Source organism: Escherichia sp. MOD1-EC6021 (assembly GCF_002965245.1).
In the GTDB taxonomy this organism is placed as follows: domain Bacteria; phylum Pseudomonadota; class Gammaproteobacteria; order Enterobacterales; family Enterobacteriaceae; genus Escherichia; species Escherichia coli_F.
The window spans coordinates 24149-44748 of record NZ_PTRU01000029.1 but is presented as its reverse complement, the minus strand read 5'-3'; the positions used below and the strand labels follow the sequence as shown (position 1 = coordinate 44748).

The 20600-nt window shown below is 45.1% G+C and carries 15 protein-coding genes and 1 pseudogene; 1 reads left to right on the top strand and 15 read right to left on the bottom strand.

Annotation, left to right across the window (positions count from 1 at the left end):
• The coding region (locus BEB54_RS22965; RefSeq protein WP_105282291.1) for a type III effector at positions 1 to 2275 on the bottom strand (2275 nt) is incomplete at its 3' end.
• A gap of 297 nt (positions 2276 to 2572) precedes the next feature.
• Between BEB54_RS22965 and BEB54_RS22960 the strand changes: the two genes are divergently transcribed.
• Complete coding sequence (locus BEB54_RS22960) at positions 2573 to 3763, top strand: pentapeptide repeat-containing protein (protein WP_077900846.1); 1191 nt, start codon at positions 2573 to 2575, stop codon at positions 3761 to 3763.
• A 141-nt stretch (positions 3764 to 3904) separates the two neighbouring features.
• Here BEB54_RS22960 and BEB54_RS29465 read toward each other — a convergent pair.
• The 14 genes and pseudogenes from BEB54_RS29465 to atpD form a co-directional block, all read right to left on the bottom strand.
• Positions 3905 to 4665, bottom strand: a pseudogene (locus tag BEB54_RS29465) (type III effector protein); the annotation flags it as partial.
• Between the two features lie 277 nt (positions 4666 to 4942).
• Positions 4943 to 5668, bottom strand: coding sequence for a phosphate signaling complex protein PhoU (phoU, locus tag BEB54_RS22950; RefSeq protein ID WP_000377789.1), 726 nt, complete (start codon positions 5666 to 5668; stop codon positions 4943 to 4945).
• 14 nt (positions 5669 to 5682) lie between these two features.
• Complete coding sequence (pstB, locus tag BEB54_RS22945; protein WP_000063126.1) at positions 5683 to 6456, bottom strand: phosphate ABC transporter ATP-binding protein PstB; 774 nt, start codon at positions 6454 to 6456, stop codon at positions 5683 to 5685.
• 90 nt (positions 6457 to 6546) lie between these two features.
• Positions 6547 to 7437, bottom strand: a complete 891-nt coding sequence (gene pstA / locus BEB54_RS22940; RefSeq protein WP_001252002.1) for a phosphate ABC transporter permease PstA — start codon at positions 7435 to 7437, stop codon at positions 6547 to 6549.
• Positions 7437 to 8396 carry a phosphate ABC transporter permease PstC gene (gene pstC, locus BEB54_RS22935; protein WP_000741620.1) on the bottom strand — a complete coding sequence of 320 codons (960 nt, stop codon included), beginning with the start codon at positions 8394 to 8396 and terminating at the stop codon, positions 7437 to 7439. Before pstC ends, pstA begins: the two co-directional genes overlap by 1 nt.
• A gap of 85 nt (positions 8397 to 8481) precedes the next feature.
• Positions 8482 to 9522, bottom strand: coding sequence for a phosphate ABC transporter substrate-binding protein PstS (gene pstS / locus BEB54_RS22930; protein ID WP_000867152.1), 1041 nt, complete (start codon positions 9520 to 9522; stop codon positions 8482 to 8484).
• Positions 9523 to 9768: 246 nt separating this feature from the next.
• Positions 9769 to 10842, bottom strand: a complete 1074-nt coding sequence (locus BEB54_RS22925; protein WP_032185530.1) for a fimbrial protein — start codon at positions 10840 to 10842, stop codon at positions 9769 to 9771.
• A 9-nt stretch (positions 10843 to 10851) separates the two neighbouring features.
• Positions 10852 to 13374 (bottom strand): long polar fimbrial usher protein LpfC-O113, encoded by a 2523-nt coding sequence (gene lpfC-O113 / locus BEB54_RS22920; protein ID WP_032185531.1) that lies wholly within the window; start codon positions 13372 to 13374, stop codon positions 10852 to 10854.
• 24 nt (positions 13375 to 13398) lie between these two features.
• Positions 13399 to 14130 (bottom strand): long polar fimbrial chaperone LpfB-O113, encoded by a 732-nt coding sequence (lpfB-O113, locus tag BEB54_RS22915; RefSeq protein ID WP_105277592.1) that lies wholly within the window; start codon positions 14128 to 14130, stop codon positions 13399 to 13401.
• 47 nt (positions 14131 to 14177) lie between these two features.
• Entirely contained in the window at positions 14178 to 14750 is a 573-nt protein-coding gene (lpfA-O113, locus tag BEB54_RS22910) for a long polar fimbria major subunit LpfA-O113 (protein WP_032185533.1), read from the bottom strand.
• A gap of 305 nt (positions 14751 to 15055) precedes the next feature.
• Positions 15056 to 16885, bottom strand: a complete 1830-nt coding sequence (gene glmS / locus BEB54_RS22905; RefSeq protein ID WP_000334093.1) for a glutamine--fructose-6-phosphate transaminase (isomerizing) — start codon at positions 16883 to 16885, stop codon at positions 15056 to 15058.
• 161 nt (positions 16886 to 17046) lie between these two features.
• Positions 17047 to 18417, bottom strand: a complete 1371-nt coding sequence (gene glmU / locus BEB54_RS22900; RefSeq protein ID WP_000933745.1) for a bifunctional UDP-N-acetylglucosamine diphosphorylase/glucosamine-1-phosphate N-acetyltransferase GlmU — start codon at positions 18415 to 18417, stop codon at positions 17047 to 17049.
• Between the two features lie 352 nt (positions 18418 to 18769).
• Complete coding sequence (locus tag BEB54_RS22895) at positions 18770 to 19189, bottom strand: F0F1 ATP synthase subunit epsilon (protein ID WP_001251965.1); 420 nt, start codon at positions 19187 to 19189, stop codon at positions 18770 to 18772.
• 20 nt (positions 19190 to 19209) lie between these two features.
• Positions 19210 to 20592: a F0F1 ATP synthase subunit beta gene (gene atpD, locus BEB54_RS22890; protein ID WP_000190506.1), complete on the bottom strand. Its 1383-nt coding sequence runs from the start codon at positions 20590 to 20592 to the stop codon at positions 19210 to 19212.
• Positions 20593 to 20600: the final 8 nt, after the last annotated feature.

The following is a 20600-nucleotide window of genomic DNA, read 5'->3' as shown; positions in this document are numbered from 1 at the left end:
CCTGGTAAGTTCGTATTTCATCATCTATTTTATCAATATCAATCTTAAAGTTATTTAATTTTCTTTGTATATCATTACGCGTCAAATTATCTTTGTTTTCACTAACTAGTTGTGCTTTCTCTTTCACAATTTTATTATGTTCTTTTGTTAATTCGTTAATTTTTTGCAATATATCCTCGTAACCCTCATTGGACTCTTTTACTTCCTGATAATATTTGGTTAAACTTTCCTTGTTAATTTTAAATATACCTGCTAAATTTTGAAAATCGAAAGCAAAATTATTGAGTGCTGAGTCGTAAAGTTCTTTAAAAGATTTTATTTTTTCTAGTTGATTTTTTAGCTCTATTTTGTCTATATCAACATCGTCAAATAGGTGGACAAGATCTTTAAATTTGAAATTTAAATTTCTATCAAATTGGTTATGAGACTCTTGCCTTTCTTTTCGGATAAATTCTTCTGAATATTTAAGATTTTCTTGTGCATTTGACTGCGAAATTTTTTCTTTTATGACAGATTCAACAAAGTTAATTCTGTCACGTCCCATCATATTGTTAATGATGTGTTGTGCCCTACTATGAATATCTTTGAAGATAAAAAAATTAACTTTTTCAATATCAAAAGAAAATTCCTCTTTAAACGATCCATTTTCATTATAGAGTGCGGCCAAAAACGACTGTAATTCTGCAAATGCTTTTTCATATATTAGCCGAGTATTTGGCAAGGATTTTTCAAGTTCCCCTATGTCTTTATATAGAGCATCTGCCTGATTTATGAAATTAGGTATTTGTTCTTTACTTATAGCTCCGTCTATATTCATATAAATGTATTTTTTATCGGTAAGACTACCTTGTGAATAAATTGTAGCAGAATCGATAGCACAGCCTTCGAGTCTGTCCTCTCTGTAACAATAGCCCAGATCCGCCCCGTGCAAACGACTATTTTTAAAGAAAATGTTATTATTCTCTGTATTTTCATTGCTATATGAAGAGTTAATACCTTTATTAATATTGTCTGCACATTTAATAAAATTATCATCTAACTTAAGAGTTCTCGATCTTCTTTCAATGCGTTCAGAAAAATACTCAATGGGGTTAAACATATATTTACCTGAACCAGCTTCACCAAGACCACTGTTTATTTTAATATAGTTCAAAGTACAATTATTAAATACTAGCCCATGATCCCTCCCCCTGATGTAATTATTATTAGACTTGTTGAATGAGTTTGCCAAAAATTTCATTCCAGGAGCTTCAAGTCCTGTGATATCACAGTTATAAAAATGACTCAGAAGTATACTCGATCCAGGACAACTACCTCCCTGAATTGTACAGTCTTGAACAAAAGACTGCATAAAGAGATAAGCCCCTAATTTTTCTTGGATATTGACGGGTTGTTTAACGGTGTAGACTTGAGACGTCTCACAACTATAATGATTTATTTCGCATTTAGAAATAAAACAACCTTTAAACATACCTATTATTGATTTTTCATTTCCTGACTCTGCAGTTTTTTCATTAGGATCATAAAAATGTATGTTGTTGAACTTACAATCTTCGAAATAACAATTTTCAAAAACTGGGCCTTCAAGGGTCGGAGTTTCTATATTTCCTGAAAAAGTTACATTTTTAAAACTACAATATTTTAATGAATTTAATACATCTTTAGGCAACGAAGTTAAATTGATAGTTGTATCAAAAACAGGAATTTTATTTTTAATAAGCGTCGTAAGTTTTACAGCATTATCAGAAAACTTTAATCTCTTCATGGGAGAATTATCAAAATGTAAATCATCAAGATAGTTATCAAGAGTGAATCTTTCAGAAAAAACTTGATGCTTATCGGCCTCATTTACAGTCTCCCCCGTGTAGAGATTAAAAGATCTACACACAACCACTTCATTATTTTCATTTGTGGTAAAATCTGTAGTAGTACTAAATCGCCATTGTTCTTCTACTTTGGCCAGAGATTTAATATTCTTGAACATCTCCGCTTTATTATCATTTTTTGTCACAAATTCGTAAATTAAGCTTTTAACTTGTTTAATATGCGATCCGGGAAAAAGATCGCGAATAAACTCCCACAGTGTACGTTTTTTAAATAATGCCCCATTACCATCCAGAATATTTTCAATATCCTTAAAATTTACATCGTATTTCTTATTATTAATATCTAAAGTAACCTTGTCAGAATATCCGTTATGCTTATGCTTCTCATTTTTCACCTCTGAAAAGGGATTAGCATTTATAAGAACATCTGATCTTAATTTAGCAACCATAAATCCTCCGATGTGCAATATTAGGGTGTTTAAAAATAACGACATCTAGATTGTTAATTAACACTACCGCTAGCCAGGTTAGCAACAAGTGTTACTTATATTACCAGTGAAGACTATAAAAAATAGCTCATTTCCCCCGATTTAATCCAGGGTGTTTACCCTGGATTCCCAATTTTTAGGCATAACGAATCATCCCTCAGGTAAACCGCAATATCTGAAAATGAGCGATTTTTTATAGCTGGTTATATTGTCAATGTTAGAATAAATAGATTTTATAATATGTTACCAAGGTGATTTATGGAAAATCTTATTGGCACTCCACCAAACTATGCAGTTTCCTATAAGAATATAGACAAGAAGCAACGGGAATATTTATGTCATCTCAATCACTTTTCTAAATTGCCTGACGATTTTTTGATAACTGGTCCAAGAAAAGACCTTTTTGATTATCAACGTATTTTAGATTGCGCATTTTCAAATTTACAGCATTTACTTCCTAAAGGACAATTACAGAAGATACAACAGAGATTAGACTCTCTTATGTACAAAAACAAGTTCCATCGTTTTCATGTTTTTTTATTAAAACTGTGCTCAAATACTTGTATTCCAGCCCCATCTGCCGATAACACTGTCTTTGATAACAAAATGCCATTTATATTAAGTGAGGAACAGATCGATGAAATTTCTTTTTTAAACGCATATCACATAGAAAAGAAAGGAAATAAAGACATTATTACATTGGATTTCGTTAGCAAGGATCATGCTCAGCAACTTAATTTTAGCACAACCATAGCATCAAAAAATGATTGCCTTCATATATATACAATAAACAACTATAACGCACAGATTATATTCGAAGAGGATTTAAATTTATATCCCAGTGAATTATCTCAATCATCACATTGGTGTTATCAGTTAATAAAAAACATGATTTCGTTATATTGTAGATGGACTAACAATTATGGAATCAATAAAACCTGTGCTTTTGATTTTAAAAACAATTCATTTTCTAACTCCAGGTTGGAGTTTATATCGTTTATTGCATGTTCTTTTTCACATGCCGATATGAATTATTCGATATTTCAAAATGTTAATCTTGATATGTGTGAGATACGTAATTGCAATTTTGACAAGTCAGAAATGAATTTCATTTCGTGCGTAGGAACAAATTTTAGTGATTCCACATTCGATAAAGTCAGAACAAAAGCGCAACTAATTAAGACACCGAGAGAATGGTCTGATAATATTTTGAAGTATTGGTTCTCAAGCTCTAATAAACGTAATATCCTCTTCACCCTTAATACAATATCTGATAGAGTCATAAAATTAAAAGGAGTCAAAGATATATTATCGTCATTGGTAGACCAAAAAGCTAATATTTATAGTGTAAGGCAAGAGCTTCTGGATTATCTTAATGATGATTTATATAAAAATGATAGAGAGATTACTTTTTATAAAGAATCACTACTGTTATTTTGCTCTGAATAACCAAAAAGATTAACTACAGCACTCTATTTTGTGTTTATATCCGTGTCAGGAAACAGGCTCATTTCAGCAGGATAAAACCGTAGAGTGCGATTGCGATGAACAAGAGATACCGACTTATTATTTAGTCTATTTTATTGCGTTAACTAATAAATGTTGTAAATTTACCAGCGCCTTTTCCCAATTATCAATCACATTAACATCTTTTTTTCTTGAATGAATTTCCATTAACTTTTTTATGAAAGATGAAATTTCATTTTCAGCTACAGCACTTTGCATGTCCATATAAGCAGGTGTTTTACTTTGTGTTTTTGAAGCAAAATCATAACTTAACCTGGTGGTTAAAGTAATATCACAATCATACAGGTTAATTCCACCGGCTAACTTGCCCAAGCAAGTATAATATAAACAGCAATGGCTAAGTTTTAAACACTTATCTATTTTATCATTTATATGGTTATTAGCTTTGACATTTGGGAAAATATTATTGTATATAAGCCTGAAAGAGTTTTATCCAGATTAAGTTTATTTTCACTTTTTCCAAAATATTTTCTTGGATCATGATCAAGTAAATCTTCAAGAATTCCATTTCGTTTGCATGTCATATTAGCATAACTAAAATCACAATCATCAAAATGATTATCATCGCTATAATCGCCTCTACCTTTTCTATAAAACGAAGTTTCTATAAAATCCATTTCTACACCATTAAACTTTTATATATTGCAACATAATAAACTACTTGCAATAATACTTGCTTCTTTACACTCTCCATCTTGAAGATTACAGCCATATATAAATTACTGCATAAACAAGTATGCACCGACAGTCTTACCTACTGCAGGTTCTTTATTTACAGAGTATATTTTTGATGTCTCTATCTTGAAATTTTTCATTTCACATTTGTTGTGCTTTGACATAGGGCTTTTACCCTGGTTTCTGTTTTTTTCTGTGAGGGTTACATTATTAATAAAAAAATAACAAGAATGTTTTTTAGAACAGAGCACTACATTAATATTCAAAAATTTGAATGAAATAATGTACATGCAATCTATTGGGAATAGCATCAAGGGGAGTTTGTGAGGCAATTTTTAGAGAAAATGTATATCTACCCGATAAATATGCATTACCGGGCTGATTGCCAGATGCGGCATAAAAGCCTTATCTGGCAATGTGTTAGCGTTACTCTTTCGGGTCTTTTCCCGCCAGCAGTTTATCCAACTCATCACCACCGACGTGACGGAAATCCTGACCTTTCACGTAGTAGAAGATGTATTCACAAATATTCTGGCAGCGGTCGCCGATACGTTCGATAGAACGTGCACAGAACAGCGCGGTAAGGACACTTGGAATAGTCCGCGAATCTTCCATCATGTAGGTCATCAGTTGACGAACAATACCTTCGTACTCCTGATCGACTTTTTTATCTTCCCGATAAATTCGCACCGCTTCGTCAATATCCATACGCGCGAACGCGTCCAGCACGTCATGCAGCATCTGGATAGTGTGACGCCCCAGTGATTCCAGACTTACCAACAATGGCTGATGCTGCTGGGAGAATTTCTCCAGCGCAGTACGGCAGATTTTGTCCGCCACGTCGCCAATACGCTCCAGCTCGGCAATGGTTTTGCTAATCACCATCACCAGACGCAGGTCGCTCGCCGTCGGCTGACGTTTGGCGATAATGCGCACGCAGGCTTCATCGATCGCCACTTCCATCATATTGACGTTTTTGTCGCCTTCGATCACCCGCTTCGCCAGATCGCTGTCCTGGTTATGCATCGCGGTGATCGCATCAGAAAGCTGCTGCTCCACCATGCCGCCCATGGTCATCACCTGCGTGCGGATGCTTTCCAGTTCGGCATTGAACTGGCCGGAAATATGTTTATTAAGATTGAGACTGTCCATAACGCACTCCTGAATCAACCGTAACGACCGGTGATGTAGTCTTCTGTTTGTTTCTTCGCTGGCTTGGTGAACAGATCGTCCGTGTTGCTGAACTCAATCAATTCGCCCAGGTACATAAACGCCGTATGGTCGGAACAACGCGCAGCCTGCTGCATGTTGTGGGTGACGATCACTACGGTGTAATCCTGCTTTAGTTCGGTGATCAGCTCTTCAATACGCCCGGTAGAGATAGGGTCGAGCGCCGAACACGGTTCGTCGAGCAGCAGCACTTCCGGGCGAATGGCGATACCACGCGCAATGCACAGACGCTGTTGCTGACCACCAGAGAGAGAGTAACCGCTCTGGTGCAATTTATCTTTGGTTTCGTTCCACAATGCGGCTTTGGTCAATGCCCACTGCACGCGCTCGTCCATATCCGCACGGGAGAGCTTCTCAAACAGACGAACACCAAAGGCGATGTTGTCGTAAATGGACATCGGGAACGGCGTCGGTTTCTGGAACACCATGCCCACTTTCGCACGCAGCAGGGCGATATCCTGAGTGTTAGTCAGGATGTTGTCGCCATCGAGCAAAATCTCACCTTCCGCACGCTGCTCCGGATACAGTTCAAACATTTTGTTGAAAGTACGCAGCAGCGTCGATTTACCGCAGCCGGACGGCCCGATAAACGCCGTAACCTGGTTTTTGGCGATATCCAGGTTGATGTTTTTCAGGGCATGGAATTTGCCGTAGTAGAAGTTCAAATTACGAACCTGAATTTTACTCGGGGCAGTTTCAACCATACTCATTGCAATCTTTTCCTCATCGTGCCTGATGCACTTCGCTAATCAGGCTTACCGTAGGCCGGATAAGGCGTTCACACCGCATCCGGCAAAGTGTTAACCGTGTTTATTCTTCGCAAAAACAACGCGCGCCAGAATGTTCAGCAGCAGGACGCACAGGGTAATAATCAACACCCCGGCCCAGGCCAGTTGCTGCCATTCTGCAAATGGGCTCATCGCAAACTTAAAGATCGTCACCGGCAGGTTGGCGATCGGCTGCATCATGTCCGTGCTCCAGAACTGGTTGGAGAGCGCAGTAAACAGCAGTGGCGCGGTTTCACCAGCAATACGGGCAATCGCCAGCAGGATACCGGTCATAATCCCGGACACCGACGCTTTTAGCGTAATCGCGGAGATCATCTTCCACTTCGGCGTACCCAGCGCATAAGCCGCTTCACGCAGGCTGTCCGGCACCAGTTTCAGCATGTTCTCAGTGGTGCGGATAACAATCGGTACCTGCAACAACGCCAGGGCAATCACGCCCGCCCAGCCGGAGAAGTGCTCCATTTGCGCCACCACGATGGTGTAAACAAACAGACCAACCACAATCGACGGCGCGGAGAGCAGAATGTCGTTAATGAAGCGAATCACTTCTGCCAGCCAGGATTTACGTCCATATTCCGCCAGGTAAATCCCCGCCATAATGCCCAGTGGCGTACCGAATACCGTGGCCCACAAAATTAACAGGCCGCTACCCGCCAGGGCGTTCGCCAGACCACCGCCTTCCGTATTTGGCGGCGGCGTCATTTCAGTGAACAGCGCCAGCGACATACCATCGATACCGCGAGTGATGGTGGACATTAAAATCCAGATCAGCCAAAACAAACCGAAAGCCATCGTCGCCATTGAGAGCGTCAGTGCAATACGGTTTTTGAGGCGGCGACGCGCCTGCATTTTGCGGCGGGATTCTGCCAGTGCCGCAGTGGTTTGCGTTTCAACCATAGCCATTAGCGTGCCCCCTCATTCTTAGCCAGGCGCATAATCATAAATTTCGATGCAGCGAGGACGATGAAGGTAATCACAAACAGGATCAGGCCCAGTTCCATCAGTGCGGCAACGTGCAGACCGGATTCCGCTTCAGCAAATTCGTTCGCCAGCGCAGAGGTGATACTGTTGCCCGGCATGTACAGCGAGGCGCTGTCGAGCTGGTAGGTGTTACCGATGATAAAGGTCACCGCCATGGTTTCACCGAGCGCGCGCCCCAGACCCAACATGATGCCGCCGATAACCCCATTTTTGGTGAACGGAAGAACGATACGCCAGATAACTTCCCAGGTGGTGCAGCCGATACCGTAGGCTGACTCTTTCATCATCACCGGGGTTTGTTCGAATACATCGCGCATTACCGCTGCAATGTACGGAATAATCATGATGGCGAGGATCACGCCTGCCGCAAGGATACCGATACCAAAGGCCGGGCCGGAGAACAGCGCGCCAACAATCGGGATATTCGACATGATATTGCCGACCGGCTCCTGGAAGTAAACGGCGAACAGCGGCGCAAAGATAAACAGGCCCCACATGCCGTACACGATACTTGGAATGGCTGCCAGCAGCTCAATGGCGATACCCAGCGGGCGCTTCAGCCAGCCAGGCGCAAGCTCGGTCAGGAACAGGGCGATACCGAAACTCACCGGGACGGCGATCAGCAGCGCGATAAACGAGGTCACCAACGTACCGTAGATCGGCACCAGCGCCCCGTAGATATCGTTCGGCGCATCCCACTCTTTGGTCCACAGGAAAGCCAGACCAAATTTCTGAATGCTCGGCCAGGAGGAGATGATCAGAGAGACAATAATGCCACCCAACATCAATAGCACAATCAGCGCCGCCAGTTTTACCAGCACGCTGAAAATTATGTCGCCCTTTTTACCCGGTGGGTTAAAAGCAGGCTTGGTTGCAGCCATAAGTTACTCTTCAGTTAAACGCGTTTACAAAGTCATTTTGTAATGCCGGATAAGCCGTTAATGCCTTATCCGGCATGGTGTTTTATTAGTACAGTGGCTTGCCGCTACTGTCTTTAATATTGGTCTTCCACGCAGCGCGAACTTGTTCAACTACGCTATCCGGCAGGCTGGCATAATCCAGGTCGTTCGCCTGTTTAGCCCCGGTTTTGTACGCCCAGTCGAAGAACTTCAGCACTTCTACACCCTGCTCTGGTTTCTTCTGATCTTTGTGGACCAGAATGAACGTGGTTGAGGTAATAGGCCATGCATCTTCGCCTTTCTGGTTGGTCAGATCCTGAGCGAATGTTTTGCTCCAGTCTGCGCCTTTTGCTGCATTAGCGAAGTTTTCTTCGGTCGGACTAACCGGTTTACCATCAGCGGAGATCAATTTTGTGTACGCCAGGTTGTTCTGCTTAGCGTAAGCATATTCAACGTAACCAATTGCACCCGGCAGACGCTGAACGAACGCGGCGATACCGTCGTTACCTTTACCGCCCAGACCAATCGGCCATTTTACGGTAGAGCCCGTACCAACGTTGTTTTTCCATTCTTCGTTCACTTTCGCCAGGTAGCTGGTAAAGACGAAGGAAGTCCCGGAGCCATCTGCGCGGCGCACTACAGCAATGTTCTGTGACGGCAGTTTTAAGCCCGGATTCAGTTTGGCGATGGCTTCATCATCCCACTTTTTGATTTTGCCCAAGTAGATGTCGCCGAGGGTTTTACCATCCAGCACCAGTTCGCCAGATTTTAGCCCCGGAATGTTAACCGCCAGCACAACGCCGCCAATTACGGTCGGGAACTGGAACAGACCTTCCTGAGCCAGTTTTTCGTCAGACAGCGGCGCGTCAGAAGCACCGAAATCAACGGTGTTGGCGATAATCTGTTTTACGCCGCCGGAAGAACCGATACCCTGGTAGTTAACTTTATTACCGGTTTCTTTCTGGTAAGTGTCAGCCCATTTGGCATACACCGGCGCAGGGAAGGTTGCACCTGCACCTGTCAGGCTTGCTTCTGCAAACACAGAGAAAGCGCTCATCGATAAGGTCGCGGCGACAACAGTTGCGACGGTGGTACGCATAACTTTCATAATGTCTCCTGGGAGGATTCATAAAGCATTGTTTGTTGGCTACGAGAAGCAAAATAGGACAAACAGGTGACAGTTATATGTATGGAATATGACAGTTTTATGACACAACGAGATTTATGCGTAATTTATTGATTTTTATAACCAGGCAAAAAGAAAAACCATGTCATCTTTTTGTCATGTCATGTGCAAATAGGTTAGAAAGAGGTGTCTGATGACAACGGTGCGAGGAGCACCGTTGTCCTTTGATTAACGAACAATTTCGATGGTGATAGTTGCCGTAGCGGTAAATGTTCCTGGCGCGGGTCGTGCACCAGTGAGGCTCGCAGGCGCAGCAGAAAAAGTTACATTGCCAGCTTTCTCACCAATAACGCTTGTTGCTCCCATATCAGTTGGTAGTTCGCCACCGTTTACGTTGATTTCCCTGTTATTTTTATCGTAGACTTTTATCCCTACATTTGGGTTTGATGTTACAACCATCGAATTATCGCTACTGGGTTCAGTAGCATAAAAAGAGGTAGTGATATCATCCGTATTCATTATTCCTAAATACTCACACTTAATAGTGACAGTTTTGGTGATTTTATGCGCTGACACAGCACTCCCGACAACAGATGAAAAATCTGCGGCTGGAATAGTACTAAAATCAAAATTAATTGGCTGTAAACTATTAATTTCACAACTTTGTGGCGCAGTGATGTCTCCACGAACATAAACATCAGCCATCGGCTGTGAATAATCAATCGGTGTGTCACGGCTGATAGTTCCGTACAACTTCGCAACAAGCGTTGTGGGAATAGTTACCTTTCCCGCAAAGGGTTTTTTAATATAAAAATAAATCTTAGCCTTGGCACCACTAGAAATATCTAATGGCTCCTCTCTTCCACACTTATATACTGTAGTTACATCAGGATCATTAGCATGATACTCGAATGGTGCATTAACAAATCCGACCCCTAAAAGATCAATTGCTATACCCACATCCAGATGTGGATTAAGATTATAGTAATTTACATTAGAATGAACCCCAGCATAACTTAAAGCATCATTTATTTTTGCCGTGTAGTAAATATAGGGAAATTCACCGACCTTTCCTGTATTACAGTGACAATGTGCCGGATAAGACCCGCCATTAGTTACTGTTGTATTAAATGTGGTCCCCGCTTTATTCTGAGTTGCCGTAATAACATATCCAGGAAAATCAAGCACACTATGAAAAACGCCATTATCCGGAGTACAGATACCTTGAGGGGCCGCAAGAGTCGTACTCGTGTAAAAAATGGCGACAATAGAAAAACACCACAACAGAATATTATTTCTCATAAAAAACCTTTAATTACAGGTGACACTCTGCTCAATTAAACCATTCTCATTTTCTGGTACTGAAAGTGAGTAGCCAAAGGTACATTTCGTGACTGCGTCTCCTCCCCAGGATAAAGTGACCTGCCCTTTATCTGACAGACCCGAGAGATAAAGCTCACCAGAATCACCGACTATTCCTGAATCGGCGGTACTTGTGTTTTGAACTGAGGCAATGGCGCCAAAAGGTGCCGGTTTACCATTTGCATTTACCACTCTGAAAAGAACACGGTAACCCACATGCGTCACAAACTCCGCTTTAACCACTGCGCCGCGAGTGGGGACCATCGTAACGACGGTATTATCGAGTTCAACATTCGACTTAGAGAAATAGTTGTCGCTGATCGCTACCCGGTTTTCATCATAAGGATTTAGCTGTGTCTTAACCGTGTAACCACGCCAGTCTGTTGCCGCCCCGCGCATATTATCAATTTCCAGACCTGCGGCTCCCGGTGCTTTAATAAGAGCGATGGTTTCACCCAGTTCCTGGCTAAACGTTATCCCTTCACTATGCGCCAGAATGCCACCCCGGATACCATAATTGAGTCGCTGAGAATTTTGGCTGTAGTTATAACTGCCGTTTAACGTGCCGTAGGTACCGTCATAGGTCAGCGACATATTACCGCCTACTTGATCATCGCGGCTGTTATAGGACTGCATGAGATTCCAGGAGAGATTATTTTTCTCCAGCGCCGTACCGCTAAGACCAAGTTGATGCGAGCTACCAGAATCATCATTTTGCGAAACCGAATAGGTGGCATAACTATTTCCCCACCAGCCCGATAATGGAACTGATAAAGAGAGCATGTAGATTTGTTCGCTGGTGTTATCATTGGCATAACTATTACTGGTCCCTTGCCGGGCCGTATTGGAATAACTCCACGAGACGTTCCACGAGAGTCGCTTCCAGCTACTGCTGTAACCAAATTGGATTAATCGTTCGACATCATCTGTGTGCCAATATTGCTGGCGGCTTAATGTCAGGTATAAGTTGCCATAATCTCTGCCCAGCGATTGCGTTAACGTTCCTTCCACACGGCTGCGACGGTTTCCGGTTTGCCAGAAATCTTCTGGACTATTTTGCCGGGAGGCCCATTCATTGAGGGTATAGTAGCCTTCGGTGGAGTAACGATAGCCAACCAGGCGTAAGCTGGTGTCTGTATCGTCAAAACGTTTTGAATACAGAAAACGATATGACTGACCCGTTTCCGTATCATCATCTGCAAATTTCGCTCTGGCATGTGTCGCATCTAAAGAGATGGCTCCCAGAGCACCGAGATCTTTACCTACCCCCAAAGCAACAGAACCATACTTTTCAGCAGCCTGTACGCCACCATACAAGGTAAAACCGTGGGGCAAGCCATGAAGGATCTGTGCCTGAAGCACGTCAGGAGTAAAACCATCTTCATCGCGCAGTTCCCCCACGCTAACATCTACATCGGTCTGACCTTCACGTTTGAGGATTGCCAGCGACGCATAAGGCTGGGTGAATCGTTGTTCACTACCATCTTCTTCCTTAATAGTCACATCCAGGTCGCCGCCTGAGCTGGCAGTATTGAGGTCGGTGATTTCAAAGGCACCTTGTGGAACGGCTGACTGATAAATTACGTAGCCGTTCTGTCGAATGATGACGGTGGCGTTAGATTTTGCAATCCCACGAACCACAGGCGCGAAGCCATTCTGGCTGGCGGGTAACATATCTTTATCAGTATAAAGTCGTGCACCACGGATTTGCGTGCTGTCGAAAATATCGCTCGCCGTCCACGTATCGCCAATCATAATCTGGCTTCTTAACGCAGCAATATCACGTTGTATCCAGGTACTGATAGAGTTGTATTCCGCACGACCATCGGTGGTGTTCAAGGTGCTGTAATTGCGGAGTCGCCACGGCCCAATATTGAGTCCGTTACGCAGGTTGAGATAACTGGTATCGGTCTCCTGTGAGCTGTAATCCGAGCGCAGAGTATGTGAACCGGAAAAATCGTAGTTGATAGTCAGTGCGTTAATTCCCTCATCCCAACGCGTGGGGCTTATGTAATCGTAAGCCATCGCATCCATATAGATCTGGGGAATGGTGATATTCAGTTGCAGCTTATCGCCGTCCAGTTGCCATGTTGAGCCTTCAATGCGTGGTGCAGGGTCAATACAGGCCTGGTCATCCACTTTATTGAGCGATTTCAGCGCGTCAACTTTTACACCAAAGGAAGTCAGCGTTTTTTTAACCGCGACAAAGCAGGCGTGCAGATCGGCATCAGGGTTATCCTGAACAAAAGTCACATCCTGCCGTTCGAACATTTTGCCATTGATAAAAATATCAACACTGTAGACGCCGGGAGGTATGTGATTCGCTTTGTTAAACTGGCGAATATCGACTCCGGATTGATGGTCTATTTCCAGCAGCGCCGGATTAAATATGCTGACCTCGGCCATCACACTTTGCGAGAAAACGAGACATGTCCCTGCCGTCAGACCAACTGCTATTCTGGTCGTAACCATAATTCGCCTATCCTTATGCAATGCTTACAACGCTTGCTTTAATGGTTCGCTTATCGCACCGTAATCATTAATAAATCGCCAGGTCATTTGGCTACCCGAAGAATTAGCAGGCAACGGTAACGTGAGCGTCTCGAAAGGGCGGATCATGTTAAGAGGTACATCATGGCCATCAACAATGACATCCATCACGCTGATATGAATCGGGTTAGGGTTCTCAGCAATAAGATTTCGGCCTTCCCGATGCCACTTCACCTTTGGTGCGGCATCTTCGGGAATCATGCGGATAGATGCCGGTCTCCAGAAAAGCTTAATTCGCGTTTTAACGGCGATTTCCAGCGAGTTCGCTTCTTTGTTGCTCGCAGAGGGTGGAATATTTTTGATATTTAGCCAGAAGACAGACTCTCGATCCTCTGGTAATGACAAACCTTTAGTGTGGACAATACGTAATATTTTTTCTTGCGCGGGTTCTAACCGTGATACCGGAGGAATAACAATAAATGGCGCTTTAGTTTTATCATCTTTATTAAACGGATCCACCCATGCCTGGATGAGATAAGGAATTTTTTCTTCCTTACTAAATACAGAAATAGATTTATCAGCATTATTACTCAAATAAACAACCCGTGTACCGCCAATGACAACACCTGCACAGGTCAATGTCGGCTGGAGGAAAAAGATGCTTAGAATAATAATCCTCAATAAATTACACGAAATTGTTGTTTTAAAGAGCCTAATTAAACAACTTTTTCTGGACATAACGACTCCCTGGCCAAAGCCAACTGAATAAAAAGGCCCTGTATTAATTATTTCTTATATTCGACGGTGAATTGTGAATCCGCGTTTGCTGTACCCGCCGTTACGGTCGCATTGGTAGCAACATAGCGTGCAATAAACTTCATTTCAGCCTTACCGTCAGCGTCGATTGTGCTATAAGCAGAGTCATTATAAAGTTTAACCTGAGAATTATCCGCCCGGTTAAAAATACGAATACCGACGCCGGTTGCCGCAATCGCTTGTCCTGTACCGGTAAAATCGCCAGGTGTACCTGATGTCAGCGGTGTACCCACTTTCAGGTCACCGTCTCCACCAGGTGCTTCAGTACCATCGAAACGGACGGCTGCCTGAGTATAGGTTGCTGGGCAATTTTCCAGTTTAATACTAAATTGCTGTGGTGACGCCAGGCTGCCTACTCCTGAAAACGCACTTTTACTGACCTTACCAAGAGGTACTGTTTGATCGGCGGTATCGGAAGTCACTTCGCATGTGCTATCGACAATTTCACCGACAAAGTGAACAACGCCATCTTCTGCAAGTGCATTTCCGGCTAACATTAAAGATGCCAGCGTAATTGCACCGCCAATAATATTACGTTTCATACAAACTCCATTGATATAATATATCCTTCAGTCTAAATCATAACTTAAATTAATAAGTGATTTTATGATTCAGAGGCATAGTACACCAAAGGGGTATTTTTATCTAAAAATAATATTAATTATGCGAAATTAAATATAAATTTATTATATAAATATTATTAAAACAGTAAAAAATCAAGTGCGTAATAGGACATCACCAATAATTCAGAATATATTTATATTAATTTGTGCATCAATAATAAACCGTTGATACACTTTATAAAAAAGGCCGCCCGTCGGCAGCCCTTTTATATCAATGATGAAAATTACTCAACCGTTACCGATTTTGCCAGATTACGCGGCTGGTCAACGTCAGTGCCTTTAATCAGCGCAACGTGATAAGCCAGTAACTGCAGCGGAACGGTGTAGAAGATCGGTGCAATAACCTCTTCCACATGCGGCATCTCGATGATGTGCATGTTATCACTGCTCACAAAACCAGCATCCTGATCGGCAAAGACATACAACTGACCGCCGCGCGCGCGAACTTCTTCAATGTTGGATTTCAGTTTTTCCAGCAGTTCGTTGTTCGGTGCGACGACGATAACCGGCATATCCGCGTCAATCAGCGCCAGCGGACCGTGTTTCAGTTCGCCTGCTGCGTAGGCTTCCGCATGAATATAAGAGATCTCTTTCAGCTTCAATGCGCCTTCCAGCGCAATTGGGTACTGATCGCCACGGCCCAGGAACAGCGCGTGGTGTTTGTCAGAGAAATCTTCTGCCAGAGCTTCAATGCGTTTGTCCTGAGACAGCATCTGCTCAATACGGCTCGGTAACGCCTGCAGACCATGCACGATATCATGCTCAATGGAGGCATCCAGACCTTTCAGGCGAGACAGCTTCGCCACCAGCATCAACAACACGGTTAACTGAGTGGTGAATGCTTTGGTGGACGCCACGCCAATTTCCGTACCCGCATTGGTCATCAGCGCCAAATCGGATTCACGTACCAGCGAAGAGCCAGGAACGTTACAGATTGCCAGCGATCCAAGGTAACCCAATTCTTTTGACAGACGCAGACCCGCCAGGGTATCCGCGGTTTCACCGGACTGCGACAGAGTGATCATCAGGCTGTTACGACGCACGGCTGATTTGCGATAGCGGAATTCAGAGGCGATTTCAACATCGCACGGAATACCTGCCAGCGCTTCAAACCAGTAGCGGGAAACCATACCGGAGTTGTAAGAAGTACCACAGGCGAGGATCTGAATATGCTCAACCTTCGACAGCAGTTCGTCGGCGTTCGGTCCCAGCTCGCTCAAATCAACCTGACCGTGGCTGATGCGCCCGGTAAGGGTGTTTTTGATCGCGTTCGGCTGTTCGTAGATCTCTTTCTGCATGTAGTGGCGGTAAATACCTTTATCGCCCGCGTCATATTGCAGATTGGATTCGATATCCTGACGTTTCACTTCCGCGCCAGTTTTATCGAAGATGTTTACCGAACGGCGAGTGATTTCCGCAATATCGCCTTCTTCAAGGAAGATAAAGCGACGGGTCACTGGCAACAGCGCCAACTGGTCAGAAGCAATAAAGTTTTCGCCCATGCCCAGGCCAATCACCAGCGGGCTACCAGAACGAGCCGCCAGCAGGGTATCCGGGTGACGGGAGTCCATAATTACCGTACCGTACGCGCCGCGCAGTTGCGGAATAGCACGCAGAACAGCCTCACGCAGAGTACCGCCTTGTTTCAGTTCCCAGTTCACCAGGTGTGCAATCACTTCGGTGTCGGTTTCAGAAACGAAGGTATAGCCACGTGCTTTTAACGCTTCACGCAGCGGTTCATGGTTTTCGATGATGCCGTTATGCACCACCACAATGTGTTCAGAAACATGCGGATGCGCATTCACTTCTGAAGGTTCGCCGTGCGTCGCCCAGCGAGTGTGAGCAATCCCGGTGCCGCCATGCAGAGGATGTTCTTCCGCTGCCTGGGCCAGCATCTGGACTTTACCGAGGCGACGCAGGCGGGTCATATGACCTTCTGCATCTACAACCGCCAGACCGGCAGAGTCATATCCGCGGTATTCCAGACGACGTAAACCTTCAAGAAGGATTTCTGCTACATCACGTTGCGCGATCGCGCCAACAATTCCACACATAGTTTTTGATTCCGATTTATATCGTTGTCGGTCAACCTGTATGCCCGTTTTTCGGGCGCCCCGAGCCTTTGTAGAGAGTGGGGTTATTTTTATAGTTACTGCTTGTGGGCGGGAGATTATGTTATCTCCTCACCCCATATGGCCGGATTACCCAGCCAGAATTACTTTTTCTTTACCGGACGACGCCAGCCTTCTTTTTGCGACTGCGGCACACGGCTGATTGCCAGAGCATTTTCGCCAACATTACGCGTCACAGTTGTACCCGCAGCAATGGTTGCGCCTTTGCCTACCGTTACCGGGGCCACCAGCTGAGTATCGGATCCAACAAACACATCGTCGCCAATAATGGTTTTAAATTTATTGGCACCATCGTAGTTGCAGGTAATGGTTCCTGCGCCGATGTTGACGTTATCGCCAATTTCCGCATCCCCCAGGTAAGTCAGATGACCAGCTTTCGAGCCTTTACCCAGACGCGCTTTTTTCATCTCAACGAAGTTACCGACGTGTGCGCCTTCCAGCAACTCAGCACCAGGACGCAGACGGGCAAACGGGCCAATGGTACAGGCCGCTGCCAGATTCGCATCTTCCACAACGGTATACGGGCTAATTTCGCAATCATCGCCAATCACGCTGTTTTTAATCACGCAACCGGTGCCGATTTTCACGCGATTACCGAGAGTCACGTTGCCCTCGATGATAACGTTAGTATCAATTTCAACATCGCGCCCGTGAGTAAGCGTACCACGCAGATCAAAACGCGCCGGATCGCGCAGCATAACGCCTGCTAACAGCAGCTTTTCAGCTTGTTCGGACTGATAAACGCGCTCCAGTCGGGAGAGTTGCAGGCGATTATTCACGCCTTCTACTTCGCTTAAACGTTGCGGATGAACGGCAACAATTTCACGTCCTTCCTGATACGCCAGCGCAATAATGTCGGTGATGTAGTATTCGCCCTGCGCATTATTATTGGTTAGCTTCGCCAGCCAGCGTTTCATATCTGCGCCGTTGGCGATCAGAATGCCGGTGTTGATCTCCTGAATCTGACGCTGCTCGTCGGTGGCATCTTTGTGCTCAACAATGCCGGTAACTTTGCCGTTTTCACGGGTGATACGTCCATAACCGGTCGGATCATCCAGTTTCACCGTCAGCAGACCAATGCCACCCTGCGGTTTAGCATCACGCAGGCGCTGGAGTGTTTCAACAGAGATCAGCGGCACGTCGCCGTAGAGCATTAAAATGTCTTCGTCATCGGCAAAAAAAGGTGCGGCTTGCTGCATTGCATGGCCCGTACCCAGCTGTTCTGCCTGAAGCACCCAGTTCAGGTTATCGTCTTTCAACGCCTGTTTAAGCAGATCGCCGCCGTGACCGTACACCAGGTGAACGTGCGCTGCGCCTAATTCATTCGCAGCATCAATGACATGCTGAACCATCGCTTTCCCGGCAAGGGTATGCAGCACTTTCGGAAGATCGGAATACATGCGCGTGCCTTTACCTGCGGCAAGGATCACTACGCTCATAGCATTATTCAACATACGCGTCCTGACTGTAATTTGAGAACGAATTTAAACCGCTTCACCTTGAAAAAACTACATTTTTTTCATCGTGAAATGGACAGAGGATAAATTGTTCAATAACGGATTATCCCCGCTGACGAAAGTGCCATTTTCGACCATCGTCACGCCTTTTGTCTGCAGAAAATTAAGGCAGTACCTTCATTTAAGCGTCAGGTGGATGTTTTTGCTCTTATTTCGATCAATGAATAAACGGGAAACAGGGGGGTTTTATATCAGCAGGATCTATGTGAACGCTCTTCAGGACGGGTCAATACGCGTAAAAAAAAGCCAGCCTGTTTCCAGACTGGCTTTTGTGCTTTTCAAGCCGGTGTTACATCGCTTTTTTGGTCAACTCGATAACGCGCAACTGCGCGATCGCTTTGGCCAGTTCCGCAGACGCCTGAGCGTAATCTACGTCGCCGTGAGAGCTGCTAATGTGCTCTTCAGCCTTACGTTTCGCTTCCATGGCTCGCGCTTCGTCGAGATCCTGGCCGCGAATTGCGGTGTCGGCCAGAACGGTCACGTTGCCAGGCTGCACTTCAAGAATGCCGCCAGACAGATAGATAAACTCTTCGTGACCGTGCTGTTTCACGATGCGAATCATACCAGGCTTAATGGCGGTGAGCAGCGGTGCGTGGCCAGGGTAAATGCCCAGTTCACCTTCGCTACCCGTTACCTGGATTTTCTCGACCAGACCAGAGAACATTTGTTGCTCTGCGCTGACGACGTCCAGGTGGTAAGTCATTGCCATATCACCCTCCGATTAAGGCGTTAAAGTTTTTTGGCTTTTTCCACAGCTTCTTCGATGGAACCGACCATGTAGAACGCCTGCTCCGGCAGGTGATCGTATTCGCCTTCCATGATGCCTTTAAAGCCACGGATGGTGTCTTTCAGGGAGACGTATTTACCCGGAGAACCGGTGAATACTTCTGCCACGAAGAACGGCTGGGACAGGAAGCGCTGGATCTTACGAGCGCGCGCTACCACCAGTTTGTCTTCTTCAGACAGTTCATCCATACCCAGGATGGCGATGATGTCTTTCAGTTCCTGATAACGTTGCAGGATGGACTGAACGCCACGCGCGGTGTCGTAGTGTTCCTGACCAACCACCAGCGGGTCCAACTGACGGCTGGTAGAGTCCAGCGGGTCAACGGCCGGGTAGATACCCAGAGACGCGATCTGACGGCTCAGTACCACGGTTGCGTCAAGGTGCGCAAAGGTGGTTGCCGGAGACGGGTCAGTCAAGTCATCCGCAGGTACGTATACCGCCTGTACGGAGGTGATAGAACCAGTTTTGGTGGAGGTGATACGTTCCTGAAGAACGCCCATCTCTTCCGCCAGAGTCGGCTGATAACCTACCGCTGAAGGCATACGGCCCAGCAGTGCGGATACTTCCGTACCGGCCAGGGTGTAACGATAGATGTTGTCAACGAACAGCAGAACGTCACGACCTTCGTCACGGAATTTCTCAGCCATGGTCAGGCCGGTCAGTGCAACGCGCAGACGGTTTCCCGGCGGCTCGTTCATCTGGCCATATACCAGGGATACTTTGTCGATAACGTTGGAGTCGGTCATTTCGTGGTAGAAGTCGTTACCCTCACGAGTACGTTCACCTACGCCCGCAAACACAGAGTAACCGGAGTGCTCGATCGCGATGTTACGAATAAGCTCCATCATGTTTACGGTTTTACCTACACCCGCACCACCGAACAGACCGACTTTACCGCCCTTAGCGAACGGACACATCAGGTCGATAACTTTGATACCGGTTTCCAGCAGTTCCTGAGAGTTTGACAGCTCTTCGTAGGAAGGTGCTGCGCGGTGAATCGCCCAACGCTCTTCTTCACCGATCTCGCCTTTCATGTCGACCGGTTCACCCAGTACGTTCATGATACGACCCAGAGTCGCTTTACCTACCGGGACTTCGATCGGGTGTTCGAGGTCTTTTACATCCAGACCGCGACGCAGACCGTCGGAGGAACCCATTGCGATGGTACGCACGATACCGCCGCCGAGCTGCTGCTGAACTTCCAGCACCAGACGCTCATTACCATTTTGCACCTCAAGAGCATCGTACACGCGCGGTACGGCATCCTGAGGGAATTCGACGTCAACTACGGCGCCGATTACCTGGACAATCTTTCCAGTAGCCATCTTAAATC

What these genes read in the sequence shown, in the direction of transcription:
- BEB54_RS22960 (WP_077900846.1), top strand. Translation starts at nt 2,573, where the DNA reads ATGGAAAATCTTATTGGCACTCCACCAAACTATGCAGTTTCCTATAAG.
- phoU (WP_000377789.1), bottom strand. Translation starts at nt 5,668, where the DNA reads ATGGACAGTCTCAATCTTAATAAACATATTTCCGGCCAGTTCAATGCC.
- pstB (WP_000063126.1), bottom strand. Translation starts at nt 6,456, where the DNA reads ATGAGTATGGTTGAAACTGCCCCGAGTAAAATTCAGGTTCGTAATTTG.
- pstA (WP_001252002.1), bottom strand. Translation starts at nt 7,437, where the DNA reads ATGGCTATGGTTGAAACGCAAACCACTGCGGCACTGGCAGAATCCCGC.
- pstC (WP_000741620.1), bottom strand. Translation starts at nt 8,396, where the DNA reads ATGGCTGCAACCAAGCCTGCTTTTAACCCACCGGGTAAAAAGGGCGAC.
- pstS (WP_000867152.1), bottom strand. Translation starts at nt 9,522, where the DNA reads ATGAAAGTTATGCGTACCACCGTCGCAACTGTTGTCGCCGCGACCTTA.
- BEB54_RS22925 (WP_032185530.1), bottom strand. Translation starts at nt 10,842, where the DNA reads ATGAGAAATAATATTCTGTTGTGGTGTTTTTCTATTGTCGCCATTTTT.
- lpfC-O113 (WP_032185531.1), bottom strand. Translation starts at nt 13,374, where the DNA reads ATGGTTACGACCAGAATAGCAGTTGGTCTGACGGCAGGGACATGTCTC.
- lpfB-O113 (WP_105277592.1), bottom strand. Translation starts at nt 14,130, where the DNA reads ATGTCCAGAAAAAGTTGTTTAATTAGGCTCTTTAAAACAACAATTTCG.
- lpfA-O113 (WP_032185533.1), bottom strand. Translation starts at nt 14,750, where the DNA reads ATGAAACGTAATATTATTGGCGGTGCAATTACGCTGGCATCTTTAATG.
- glmS (WP_000334093.1), bottom strand. Translation starts at nt 16,885, where the DNA reads ATGTGTGGAATTGTTGGCGCGATCGCGCAACGTGATGTAGCAGAAATC.
- glmU (WP_000933745.1), bottom strand. Translation starts at nt 18,417, where the DNA reads ATGTTGAATAATGCTATGAGCGTAGTGATCCTTGCCGCAGGTAAAGGC.
- BEB54_RS22895 (WP_001251965.1), bottom strand. Translation starts at nt 19,189, where the DNA reads ATGGCAATGACTTACCACCTGGACGTCGTCAGCGCAGAGCAACAAATG.
- atpD (WP_000190506.1), bottom strand. Translation starts at nt 20,592, where the DNA reads ATGGCTACTGGAAAGATTGTCCAGGTAATCGGCGCCGTAGTTGACGTC.